Source organism: Paenibacillus algorifonticola (genome assembly GCF_050481745.1).
Lineage (GTDB): Bacteria > Bacillota > Bacilli > Paenibacillales > Paenibacillaceae > Pristimantibacillus > Pristimantibacillus algorifonticola_A.
The window spans coordinates 21,756-34,149 of sequence record NZ_JBCNGR010000055.1 but is presented as its reverse complement, the minus strand read 5'-3'; the positions used below and the strand labels follow the sequence as shown (position 1 = coordinate 34,149).

Annotated in this window: 11 protein-coding genes; 9 read left to right on the top strand and 2 right to left on the bottom strand. The window is 49.5% G+C overall.

Annotation, left to right across the window (positions count from 1 at the left end; translation table 11 throughout):
- Window positions 1-97: 97 nt before the first annotated feature.
- Both ABEW34_RS30270 and ABEW34_RS30265 read left to right on the top strand, forming a co-directional pair.
- Window positions 98-1,429, top strand: coding sequence for a PhoH family protein (locus tag ABEW34_RS30270; protein WP_430165078.1), 1,332 nt, complete (start codon window positions 98-100; stop codon window positions 1,427-1,429).
- A 423-nt stretch (window positions 1,430-1,852) separates the two neighbouring features.
- Complete coding sequence (locus tag ABEW34_RS30265; protein WP_430165076.1) at window positions 1,853-3,127, top strand: ABC transporter substrate-binding protein; 1,275 nt, start codon at window positions 1,853-1,855, stop codon at window positions 3,125-3,127.
- Here ABEW34_RS30265 and ABEW34_RS30260 read toward each other — a convergent pair.
- Window positions 3,122-4,219: a hypothetical protein gene (locus tag ABEW34_RS30260; protein WP_430165073.1), complete on the bottom strand. Its 1,098-nt coding sequence runs from the start codon at window positions 4,217-4,219 to the stop codon at window positions 3,122-3,124. The two genes, ABEW34_RS30265 and ABEW34_RS30260, sit on opposite strands and share 6 nt — an antisense overlap.
- A 290-nt stretch (window positions 4,220-4,509) precedes the next feature.
- The gene (locus ABEW34_RS30255) at window positions 4,510-4,746 is read right to left on the bottom strand and encodes a DUF2626 domain-containing protein (RefSeq protein ID WP_056041661.1); all 237 of its coding nucleotides are present in this window, start codon (window positions 4,744-4,746) and stop codon (window positions 4,510-4,512) included.
- 464 nt (window positions 4,747-5,210) lie between these two features.
- Here ABEW34_RS30255 and ABEW34_RS30250 point away from each other — a divergent pair, with 464 nt between their 5' ends.
- The 7 genes from ABEW34_RS30250 (at window position 5,211) to mraZ (ending at window position 12,328) form a co-directional block, all read left to right on the top strand.
- On the top strand, window positions 5,211-5,864 hold the full coding sequence (locus ABEW34_RS30250; RefSeq protein ID WP_430165070.1) for an RsfA family transcriptional regulator: 654 nt from the start codon (window positions 5,211-5,213) through the stop codon (window positions 5,862-5,864).
- A gap of 99 nt (window positions 5,865-5,963) precedes the next feature.
- Entirely contained in the window at window positions 5,964-6,971 is a 1,008-nt protein-coding gene (locus ABEW34_RS30245) for a ketopantoate reductase family protein (RefSeq protein ID WP_430165067.1), read from the top strand.
- Between the two features lie 13 nt (window positions 6,972-6,984).
- Window positions 6,985-7,380: a DUF3397 domain-containing protein gene (locus ABEW34_RS30240; protein WP_046230402.1), complete on the top strand. Its 396-nt coding sequence runs from the start codon at window positions 6,985-6,987 to the stop codon at window positions 7,378-7,380.
- A gap of 173 nt (window positions 7,381-7,553) precedes the next feature.
- Complete coding sequence (bshC, locus tag ABEW34_RS30235) at window positions 7,554-9,194, top strand: bacillithiol biosynthesis cysteine-adding enzyme BshC (protein WP_430165064.1); 1,641 nt, start codon at window positions 7,554-7,556, stop codon at window positions 9,192-9,194.
- Window positions 9,195-9,221: 27 nt separating this feature from the next.
- Window positions 9,222-10,481, top strand: coding sequence for an adenosylhomocysteinase (locus ABEW34_RS30230; protein WP_430165061.1), 1,260 nt, complete (start codon window positions 9,222-9,224; stop codon window positions 10,479-10,481).
- A gap of 155 nt (window positions 10,482-10,636) precedes the next feature.
- Window positions 10,637-11,701, top strand: a complete 1,065-nt coding sequence (locus ABEW34_RS30225; protein WP_430165058.1) for a DUF4349 domain-containing protein — start codon at window positions 10,637-10,639, stop codon at window positions 11,699-11,701.
- 189 nt (window positions 11,702-11,890) lie between these two features.
- The gene (gene mraZ / locus ABEW34_RS30220) at window positions 11,891-12,328 is read left to right on the top strand and encodes a division/cell wall cluster transcriptional repressor MraZ (protein WP_046230405.1); all 438 of its coding nucleotides are present in this window, start codon (window positions 11,891-11,893) and stop codon (window positions 12,326-12,328) included.
- Window positions 12,329-12,394 lie beyond the last annotated feature (66 nt).

Genomic DNA, 12,394 nt, shown 5'->3' with positions numbered 1-12,394 from the left:
CTTGTTGCAGATCGTTATTCAGAACCTAGTGTACCCGCAGTATAGTATGGCTATGTATAGGCCTTTCAATTGAATGTCCACGCCGGGAGGGTTTTTCATGAAAAAAATATTCGTGCTCGATACAAATGTGCTGCTTCATGATCCGCAAGCGATCTTCGCCTTTGGCGATAATGAAGTAATCATTCCCGCGGTGGTATTGGAAGAGATTGACTCCAAGAAAAGATTGGCAGACGAGCTTGGCCGCAACGCCCGCTCTATCTCACGTACGCTCGATAAAATGCGTGAGCAAGGACGGCTTCACGAAGGCATTCCGCTGTCTGGCGGCGGCGTTCTCAAGGTAGAATTAAATCACCGCAGCTTCGTGCGGGTGCAGGAAATGTTTGGCGAGATGTCTAATGACAACCGAATACTGGCAGTTGCAATGAATTATCATTTGGAGCAATTGGATCGTCAGGAAACAAGCTCTGTCGTGCTGGTGAGCAAGGACGTGCTCGTCCGCATTAAAGCGGATGTGCTCGGCCTGATGGCAGAAGATTACATGTCTGACCGCATTGTAGCCCCTTCTGACGTATACGCCGGGTATGTGACGTTGTTCGTACATCCTGCGATTATCGACGAATTTTATTCGTACCGGTTTTTGACGGTGAAAAATTTGCAGCTTGGCAGCAGGCTGAATCCGAATGAATTCGTCATTTTGCGAGATGAAATGGGAACCTCCAAGTCCGCACTGCTCAAAGTGTCACAGGATGGGGTTAAGCTGGAGCCGCTGTTCCTCAGCAATGATCCGGTGTGGGGCATTACGGCCCGCAACGCGCAGCAGCGCATGGCGCTGGAGTTGCTGCTTAACGATGAAATTCCGCTTGTCACCTTAACGGGTAAAGCTGGCACAGGCAAAACACTGCTTGCACTAGCTTCGGGCCTGCTCAAGGTAGAAGATGAGCATAAATACAAAAAACTGTTAATTGCCCGTCCGGTCGTTCCAATGGGCAAGGATATCGGATATTTGCCAGGGGAGAAGGAGGAGAAGCTGCGGCCTTGGATGCAGCCGATCTATGACAATCTGGAATATTTATTCGATACGAAAAAATCCGGTGATATTGAGAAAATATTGATGGGTCTTGGCAGCATTCAAGTAGAAGCGCTGACCTACATTCGTGGGCGCTCCATTCCGGGCCAATTCATTATCATTGATGAGGCGCAGAACTTGACCAAGCATGAGGTGAAGACGATTGTATCGCGTGTAGGCGAAGGCAGTAAAATCGTCCTTATGGGCGACCCAGAGCAAATTGACCATCCGTATTTGGATGCAACCAGCAATGGCTTAACACATATTGTAGAGCATTTCAAAAACGAAGGCATCAGCGGCCATATGACGCTGGAGAAGGGCGAACGCTCCAAGCTGGCCCAGCTGGCAGCGGATTTGCTTTAAGCTCTTGTTCTTGCTATCAGCTTTCTAAGCTGAGGTATGCTCTAATTTCTTTCGTTAAGCCGCTGCAAATAAGGCGAAAATGAAATTATGGGTTTGTAAAAGTGGACTGCGACGAAATGAGCGCAGTCCTTTTCTCTGCGCTTTCCCATTTGGTGAAAATGGCAAAGCGGAATGAAAGGTTTGAGCTGTAGAAGCGGAGCGTTCGCATTTGCCGATGGATTTCTACGCTTTAGCGTAAATTCCATGGAATCCATTGGCAATAGCGATCGAAAGCCAAACCTTTCATGCAGCGCCGCTCCTTTTTCGCCAATACTCCGCTCTCTACTAATTTGGACAATACTTGCATTAATTGCTATGATATAAAATGTGCCCAGATGAAAGTGGAGGGGAAGGGTTGCTGTGTCGATCAGGAAATATGCTACAATGACAGCGGTTTTGGCTTTATTCATTATTATTTTTCTACTATTAAACTTTAGCGATAGGACCCTTAACCGGGCTGAAAATTTAAATAGAGATACGAATGCCGAGCCGGCGGGCGGAGAAGAGCAGGCAGATCAATCGCAGATACTAAATGTAACCGTTTCCATGAATGAAGATGAATTTTCTAAGCTTAAGGAAGCGACAAATAGCTATCAAATGAAGCATGCCAATACAATGGTCAAGCTGACAAATATGGTGGATGAAGGCGACGGCTATGCCCAGTGGAAAGAAGCGCTGGAGCTTGGAGCAGCACCGGATGTTATGCTCATGGACAGCGAATGGGTGCGCGAGTTTGCGGTGCGCGGCTTGCTCAATCCCGTTGATGTGCCCAGCACCTCTGATACGATGGCTGAGCGTCCTGCGAGGCTGCTTGACCCGCTGAGGTGGAACAGCTATTTGTGGGGCATCCCAGTTGATGCAGACCCTTACGTGACGGTATGGAACAAGGCTTTGCTCGCTGAAGCAGGCTTGTCGAAGCCACCAGCGGATTGGGACGCTTTTAGCAATTTGATTCATAAGCTGGAAAGTGGCGGCAAAGAGTGGCAGGCGCTTTATGTAGAGCCTCATAATGTCGCATCCTTGCTTGTATGGCTGGATGAATGGACAGCAGAGGGAGAAGAAGCTGGAGCGGCCTATTTGCATTTTGACAGCAAGGCTGTGCAGGAACAGCTCAAACGTCTGGAGTCGGTAGCCGGACGAATTACATCATCAGCTCTGGCAGACTATAGCTTGTCTACTGGCACACAAATGGTGGAGCAGCATATTGCCTCTGCCAGCATTCAATGGTCCGTTTACAGTAAGCTATCTGCGAAGGAGCAAGGCATGCTGCTGCTGGATAAAGGCGCGATTCATGATGTATGGCTTGGAAGCAGGAGCTATGTCGTGGCCGGAACGAGTAAAATGAAGGAAGAAGCTTTTATGTGGATTAAAGAAATGGTGGAAATTGGCGGGCAGCAGCAAAGCTATGCGATAACGGGGAAGCTGCCGGCCAAAAATTCCTTGTATACAGGTTCCGATAATATTCAGGAGAGCGGTACAGCGGGGGCTGGCAGTCCGCCGCAGTGGTGGCTTAAGGTGCTGAACGGCGAGCCTTCCGCTCAGCCGACTGATCCCGATTGGCACGAGCGCTGGATGCATGCTCAGCAGCTATGGCGGCAATATGCAGAAGGCGAAATCACGATGAAAGCATTCGTACAAGCTATAGGGACATCCCTATAGCTTGACTTGTAAGGTGACGATAAGCTCACCGTCTTTAATTTCTACTTCAGTTGCTTGCAGGAAGGAAACAATGAAGGAGGGATAGAAGCCAAGGTCAAACTGCTTCTCAAGCTCCTGCTTAGTTGTGTCAGGCAACGATAGACCATTGAACAGAAGCTCGTCTACATGAAAAATAATACCATTGTGCGGCTCCTGTTCAACCGTATAATGGCCGGCCACGCTTAACTCCAGCGCATCCCGCTTGCCATATGCGGTCAAGGAGCCTTCTTCAAAGGAGAAGGAAAATTGCTTGAAGCGCTCATCTTGATCCCTCAGAAACGCATTCAACGCATCCTCAGGAATGCGAATCGTATACGTTAGTCCAGTCATTTCCAAATACTGCTTATTGTTTTGCAGCCACTCCGGCAGCTTCTGCATCGCTTTCGCTAAGGCGCTAAAATACTGTTTGACTTCATAAAGGCCAACCGACTCCCAGTACTTGTTCAATTCTTCCATCATAAGCCGCAGCTTGTCGGCATCTGAACGCCCGGCAAGTCCACCTTCTATTTGCTCCTGCAGCGTAAGCACTCTGGCACGCTGTTCTTTCAGCCGCTGCTCGATCGAGGCGAGCTCTTGCTGCTTCTTGCCAAGCTGCTCAATCCCTTTCGCGAGCTGGGCATATTCCTCCTTGTACAGCTTCATCACATCGCGGTCATGCGCGAAAATTAAATCGGCATATTCCATGACCATCAAAAAATCCGACAATGACCGTGACGATAACAGCGCAGTCAGCCAAATATCCCGATCCCCCATATAATAAGCACGCAGTACTTTACCAGCTTGTTCGCGCTTGTGAGCGATTTGTCGCTCCTGTTCTTCCAGCGCTTGCTTGGCATCGGCTGTTTCTTTGGTCAAGTCGGCCTGCTGCACTTGAACGCGCTTGATTTCATGATCAATTTCGACGACGGACAGGCTTTTTTCCAGCAGCAGCCGGGTTTCCTCGCTATTAGAGGTTGCGGGCTCGGCAAATGCGGGCATCATGCACCACAGGGACAGCATGCTGGCCATCAGCGCAAGCAGCGCGAACCGTGTAGGAAAGCTTTGAAATGCCACTCTCGGCCTCCTCTCTTCCTGGTCATTATATGCGGCGAATTATTCTATTATATCTTACATTTGGAAAAGCATGAACAGGACTATAGGGCAATTATCGCGGCATTTTACGCGTATACGGACCATTCTGCACATTAAAAAACGGCGGACCCACGAGGATCACGCCGTTTTTTCCGATATTCAAGCGGACACAAGGTGAAACGGCCGAAAGCTGTCCTTTGACAGCGCAGCGCGTTTCATTCCGAGAAATATAAGCCTAATAATAAGTATGAAACTTATAAATGCTTATATTTTTAAAAAGGATTGCCCATTTGGAACACGGTCCAATATGTAAAGCCTCCAAATGCGATAATCATGTAGCCCCAGAACATAACGATGTACGTTTTTTCTGTAAAGTTCAAATAGCCTAAAAATACGAAAGCTACTGCTTGGGCGAAAAACAATAATGCAAATTCTGTCATATGTCCAGCAAACGCCATAAGGCCAATGACAAGGGTCCAGAAACCCAAAACCCGATACATACGTGCCATATCTGTATATCCCCCTTTCGCTTTAGACACGATTTTCTACAGATTATTATAACGTTTGTACAAATAGGTGTAAACCTGCTATTTCAAAATATAAGCATTTATAAGTTTACTCCTATAAATACGCTTATATTTCTCGAAGTGAAACGGGCCGCCAGAGGACGGCTTTCGGCCGTTTCACCTTGAATTCTAAGCATTTATAAATTTCATCCTTATATCCGCTTAGAATTCTAGGGCAAAGCTCTTCGCTCGTCCCAGAAGGACGACGAAGTCGTTTTTGCTTGGCTGAGGACAACATTTTTTGCAAAGAAAGACTGCTTTCTGCATAAGTTTGCACCAGAAACAGTCCGAATATGTATGAGGGCTTGAAAAAATGGTTATACAATTTAGTATCCAATAGATTCTATGAACTCTACCAAGGGCATAGATATAAGGTAAGCGTCTTTACGTTAGGAGGTTTTGGTTGCATGACAGCAGTCAGACAAGATGCGTGGAGTCCAGACGATGATTTAATTCTCGCCGAAGTGACCCTGCGCCATATTAGAGAAGGCAGTACCCAGCTTGGAGCTTTCGAAGAGGTAGGGGAGCGGATTGGCCGTACATCCGCAGCATGTGGATTCCGCTGGAACAGCTGTGTCCGCAAGCGTTATGAAGAAGCCATACAGATAGCCAAGCAACAGCGGCAGAAACGCAATTATTTGAAAAAACAAGCGATAGCGGCAACTCCGCAAGTATCCTCGCTGTCTGCTTATGAGGCGACAGATGAGAGAGGTTTAAAGGCGGAATCGCAAGCAACGGAAGAATTGCTTTCCATTGATTCGGTTATTCGCTTCCTGCGTCAAATCAAGACAACGTACCACGATGTAGGACGTCAGCTCAAGTCGTTCGAGAAAGAGCTGAGAGAGAAGGAAGAGGAGCTTGGCCGTTTGCGGGGCGAAAATGAAAGATTGTCTCGTGAGGTGAACAACGCTCAAAGCGATTACCACACCGTTAACGATGATTACAAAACGCTGATTCAAATTATGGACCGCGCCAGACGGCTTGCCGTGCTGACGAATGATGAGGAAGCGAAGCCGCGCTTCAAGATGGATGCCAATGGCAACCTGGAACGAATTGAATAGAATTGTTAACAGCCCGCCGGATGATTCGGTGGGCTGTTGGCGTCTTTATAGGATAGGCGTATAATGGAAGAAAGCGCATGAAAGCAGGAGGTAGAGGGAATGCATATCGCCATAGTAGGCGGAGGAGCGCTGGGACTGCTTCATGCAGCGAAGCTGGCCTTTACGGAAGCCAAGGTTACGGTATGGACACGCACAGAGCATCAGTCCATTCTACTGGCGGAAGAAGGCATTCGCTTGCTGGAGCTTGACGAAGCGGGCGGAGCAGGGGAAGCTTCACCGCAGCCTGCAAAGATAGCAAGGGTACATAGCAGTAGCTTAAATGCGGCAGCAACTGAAGCAGCGGCTGGCTGCGTAGGGCAGCAGCAGGCGCCAGATTGGATCATCGTCACCGTCAAGCAGGCGGATTTGACGAGAGAGCTGCTTCGCGATATAAGGAAGCTCGCTGAGGCGGCTACGGCCGTACTTTTTTTACAAAACGGCATCGGACATTTGGAGCTGGCGGCGGAGGAGCTTCCGGAGCTTCCTTTGTTTATTGGGGTTACGACCGAAGGGGCGCTGCGCCAAGATGAACGAACGGTCCGGCATACCGGCAGGGGGCAGCTATCCCTTGGTCCAGCGCCATTAAATAGACAAGCAGCGGGCAAAAAGGATGAAAATCAACAATTAATGTTACAAAATGCCTTGCAATGGGCAGGATTTAGGGTGTTGCTGTCGAAGACAATGAACAATCAAGTTTATGAGAAGCTCCTCATTAATGCAATCATTAATCCGCTAACAGCTTTATTTGATGTGACGAACGGCGAGCTGCCACAGCATTCGGCAAGGCTGCGGCTCATGCGCGCTTTATATGAGGAAACAAATAAGATATTACGCGTGGCAGGCGGCGCGGAGCTTGAAGAGGGCGCTTGGGAGAGAGTGCTTGCTGTCTGCGCGGCTACTTCAGCCAATGTTTCATCGATGCTTAGCGATGTACGGGCGGGCCGTCCAACTGAGGTGCAATGGATTAATGGCGGCGTTTCCAGCCTTGCTAGACGTGTTGGCATGGAATCGCCACTGAACGATGCCATGAGCGAAATGGTACGGCATTTGCAGGATGATCGGCGATAGGGAGGCGATACAGATGGGGATAATATGGGAGAGCATCAAGCATTTTTATGCCTATATGGCGGTTATTCCGGTAATACCTTTTCTCCTGATTTATTTTGGCTACGGCGCAATTATACAAGACCGCAAAAAAGCTTTTCGTCTGGCAATGGATGTGACGACTGCGCTGCTGATCGGCTGCGTGGCTGTACTGCTTGATTCCTTATTCCATAATTCTTTTGGTTTGTATGGCATTTTATTGTTTATGCTGATTGGCGGCGGCTTGCTGGGCAACGCCCAGTTCCGCAAACGCGGCAGCGTCAATGTGAAAAGAATATTCCGCGCTGTTTGGAGGCTTGGATTTTTCACGATGAGCATGCTTTATCTGCTGCTTATGTTTATTGCCATAGGCCAATCTATATTTTCGATATAATGGCGGATTGTAACAGACTGCAAACTGCTTCAAAGCAGGCCTTTTTGCAAAGGGCCTGTTTTTCTTTTGACGCGCGCCCTACATCTTGTGTACAATCAATTTGTCTGTTACAGGCAGAATCATAAGCATTTAAGCTTAAATATATGGTTTCAATTAGGAGGTAGGGGTGGCTTATGTCTACCGAAACTTATTCATTACCAAGCACCCAGCCGCTCACGGACGCCTATGTGAACCTGACGGACTCAAGGGTTGAGTCCTTGTTTGGCTATCATCCGGGTCGCAAGGGCGATTGGGAGCTGCGTGCCAAGCGGCTTACAGAATCGGCGGGCGCAAGGGCGGAAGCTGCGTCAGTCGCTGCTGTGCTGCGTGATTACAATAGCAAATGGAACGCTGCGCCCGAGGCGCTGGCTGCCATTGATGCGATTGCGGAAGGTGCGCCGGTTATCGTTGGCGGCCAGCAGGCTGGTCTATGGTCTGGACCTCTTCTCGTTATACATAAAGCCGTATCGATTATCGGCGCAGCCCGCCATGCCGAGCAGCTGCTTGGGAGAAAGGTCGCTGCCGTATTTTGGATTGCTGGAGAGGATCATGACTGGGACGAAGCGAACCATGCCTATGTGCTGACCGCGGACCAAGGGCTGCGCAAGCTTGCGGCTGCCCGTCCGGAAGGTGCAAGAACATCTGTTAGCCGCACGGCTATTGATGCTAATACGTGGGCTGAGCTGCTGGCTGAGCTGGAGCAGGCGCTGCCTCATTCCGATTTTAAGCCGGAAATTCTTCAGCAGCTGGGGCAAATTACGGAGCAGGCGCAATCGTTATCGGAAATGTTTGCCGGTGTAATCAGCTGCTTGCTGAGCAAGCAAGGCCTGGTTATTATGGATGCCGATGATCCGCAGCTGCGCAAGCTAGAGGCGCCTATGTTCGAGAAGCTGATCACGCACAACGACGAGCTGGAGCAGGCGTATACAGCTGTGGCCAACCAGGTGAAGGAGCTTGGCTATCCGCTGCAGGTTGATGTAACGCCTGGCAGTGCCAATCTGTTTGTTTTCCAAACAGATAAAGGGCAGGAGCGGACGCTGCTTTATAAGCAGGAGGGAAGCTTTCAGAGCCGCAAGGGCGATTATTCGCTAACGAAGGAGCAATTGCTGGACATGGCGCGGCAGCAGCCGGAGCAGCTCAGCAACAATGTGCTGACACGCCCGCTGATGCAGGATTATTTGTTCCCGGTGCTTGGTACGGTGCTGGGTGGTGCGGAAATTGCTTATTGGGCGATTATCGGAGAAGCTTTCCGCAAGCTTGATATGGAAATGCCGATTGTATTGCCGCGTATATCCTTTACGCTTGTTGAAGGTACAGTGGCCAAGCATATGGGCAAATACGAACTGACGCTTGAGGATGTGGCGGTGCGCTTCGAGGAGCGCAAGCAGCAGTGGCTGGCGGAGCAGGATCAGCTGTCCATTGACGAGAAGTTTGCCGCAGCGAAGCAGGCGTTTGAGGATTTGTATGCGCCGCTGCTTGACCTGGCTGCTTCGGTACAACCGGGCCTAGCCAAGCTTGGCGATACGAATCGTCAGAAAATCATCGAGCAAATTACGTTTCTTGAGACGCGCACGAAGGATGCCCATGAGAAGCAATACGAAGCGGCTATTCGTCAGCTGGACCGCATTGCGCTGTCCTTGTGGCCAAGCGGCAAACCGCAGGAGCGGGTGCTGAATATGATCGCTTATTGGAACCGTTACGGAACCTCATGGCTCGACAAGCTGCTGGAGGCTCCTTTTTCCCCGCTGGGCGGTCATCAAATCATTTATTTATAAACTTAAATTTGGAGGATGAATATACCCATGAGCACAATTGAGAAAAGCATTATTCGCGACATTAAGCTTGCCCCGGAAGGACATTTGAAAATTGACTGGGTTAGCGCTCATATGCCTGTGCTTTCCAGCATTCGCGAGCAATTTGAGAAGGAACAGCCATTCAAAGGCCTGAAAGTATCGATTGCGCTGCATTTGGAAGCGAAAACGGCTTATTTGGCTAAAGTGGTAAAGGCTGGCGGAGCGGAAGTTACCATTGCGGGCAGCAACCCGCTGTCCACTCAGGATGATATTTGTGCGGCGCTCGTAGAAGACGGCATTACCGTGTTTGCGAAGCATAATCCTAGCCCGGAAGAGTACAATGAGCTCATTATTAAAGCAATCGAATCGAAGCCGGATCTTATTATTGATGACGGCGGAGAGCTGATTACGCTGCTGCATAAAGACCGCCCGGATTTGCGTGAAAATCTTCGTGGCGGCGCGGAAGAAACGACGACGGGCATCATTCGTCTGAAGGCGATGGAGAAGGATGGCACGCTGCAGCTTCCGATGGTGGCGGTTAATGATGCCTACTGCAAATATTTGTTCGATAACCGTTATGGTACAGGCCAATCGGTATTTGACTCGCTGAACAAAACGACGAACCTCGTTATTGCTGGCAAAACCGTCGTCGTTGTAGGCTACGGCTGGTGCGGCAAAGGCGTAGCGATGCGCGCCAAAGGCCTTGGCGCCAAAGTAGTCGTCACTGAAGTGGACGCGATTCGTGCCGTGGAAGCGCATATGGACGGCTTCACCGTGCTGCCGATGATGGAAGCGGTCAAGCTGGGCGATGTATTCATTACGGTAACAGGCAACCGCGACAACATTCGCGGCGAGCACTACAAGGTGATGAAGGGCGGCGCGATTTTGGCGAACGCTGGACACTTTGATGTGGAGTTCAACATTCCTGAACTCAAGGCGCTTTCTACCAATGTGCGCACCGTTCGCAACAATATTGAGGAATACCAGTTGGAAGATGGCAGAAGCATCTATGTCATTGCCAAAGGACGACTTGTCAACTTGGCGGCAGGCGATGGCCACCCGGCAGAAATTATGGATACGACGTTCGCGCTTCAAGCGCTGTCGCTCCGCTACGTAAATGAGCAGTATAAAGCACTGGGCAAAAAAGTGGTTAATTTGCCGTATGAGCTGGACGAAAGCGTAGCGCGCATCAAGCTGGAATCGCTGGGCATCAGCATCGATACGCTGACAGCAGAGCAAATTGCTTATCAGGACAGCTGGAACGTTTAATCCTACCCCCTTGTTGTATAGCAATAGATAAACAGAGAAACAGCCGCTTCTGCCGCTTAAATGCGGTGGCAGCGGCTGTTTTTGTTTCCAAAAAGAGCAACCTTTTGTCAAAATTTACGTCTAGGACGGTAACTAGAGCAAAGGGGGCCATTTTTATGACAAAAATAGAGAAAACAAAAATGAAAGAAACAGCCAAAGAAATAGCCAAAGAAAGAGCAAACGAAAGAAGCTTAAATAAAAAGCTCATTTTGCTGCCGGCATCGCTCATGCTGGCGATTATGCTGCTGCTTTCGGCCTGCTCGTCTGCAAACAGCGATCATGCATCTGAGGGGGGAATGAGTGCGGCCCAGACCTCTAGCGAAAAGCTTGAACAGCAGAGCAGCAGCTCAGACACGAGTGATGGCGCAGCAGCTTCTAAAGAAACGAGCACAGCCTTAAACAATAAAGCGTTGACGACCGCGCCCTCAGATAGCCCAATCGACAGCATGACGATAGGTGGCGAAGCGTTTAACCAAAAGCTGATTTATACGGCGACAATGACGATGGAGGTTGCCGACTATGAGGCGGCGGCTCAGCAGCTGCGTAATGCCATCCATCAAGCTGGCGGGTACATCCTTGCTTTTCAGGATGGGCAGTATGGCAATGAGTTGGGTGCGAACTATACGATCAAGGTGCCGGCTCAAGGATTTATGCCATTCGTGGAGCGGCTGGAGGGGATCGAGAATAAGCATCTGGAGCGCGAGCTGAAAGGAACCGATGTGACGGAGGAATACGTCGATCTGGAAGCGAGGCTGAAGGCGAAGCAGGTGGTGGAGCAAAGGCTGCTTGCTTTCATGGATAAGGCGGAAAAGGCGGATGATTTGGTCAAATTTTCGCAGCAGCTTGCAAAGGTTCAGGAGGAAATTGAACAGATCAAAGGGCGCACGCGCTATTTGGACAAAAATGTAGCTTTCTCAACGATTGAGCTGAGGCTGTATCAGCCGATTGATGTGTCAGTGAAGACGGACAAGGAAGAGAAATCGCTAGGCGGCAAAATGCTGTCGTCCTTCAAAACAAGCTACGAAGGAACATGGAACGTCCTGCAAGGGCTGCTCGTCTTCCTCGCAGGAGCGCTTCCTGCACTCGTTATTCCAGTAATTATCGGGCTTGTCATATGGTGGTTTGTACGTCGTTCCCGCGCCAAAATACCGCCTGCAAAGCCAGAGCCTGAGCAGCAATAGCGCATATTAAGCTCGCTTTCCGTGCTAGAAAAGAAAGGTAAGATGAAAATTTATTCATAAGGCCAAACATTTTAACAAAATCCTGCTCCTATGAGCAGGATTTTATTGTTGTATGGCGAATTACACTATGTTATGTGGGGGAAAGTGGAGCAAAGTGGGGAATAAGGGAGAGAGGGTGGAGGCGATCTTATGTTCATGGGCGAATATCAACACAGCGTTGATGACAAAGGTCGACTTATCGTACCAGCCAAATTCCGTGATTCACTAGGCGCTTCCTTTATTGCCACCCGCGGTCTCGACAACTGCTTGTTTGTTTATCCCATGAGCGAATGGACAGTGCTTGAGCAAAAGCTCAAATCGCTTCCGCTCATGAAGGCAGATGCAAGGGCATTCACCCGGTTCTTTTTCTCCGGGGCAACCGAATGCGAGCTGGATAAACAGGGAAGGGTAAACTTGCCGGGACATCTTAGAGAATATGCGAAAATTGACAAGGATTGTATGGTTCTGGGGGTTTCAAGCAGGGTAGAAATATGGAGCAAGGCAGTTTGGGACGGCTACTATGCTGAGTCCGAGCAAACCTTTAATGAAATTGCCGAGAAGCTGGTCGATTTTGACTTTAACTTTTAAACAGGTGATTTCGAAAACTTGCTGATAATGGAACAATACGACCAAGACTAGACAACAAGAACGGGA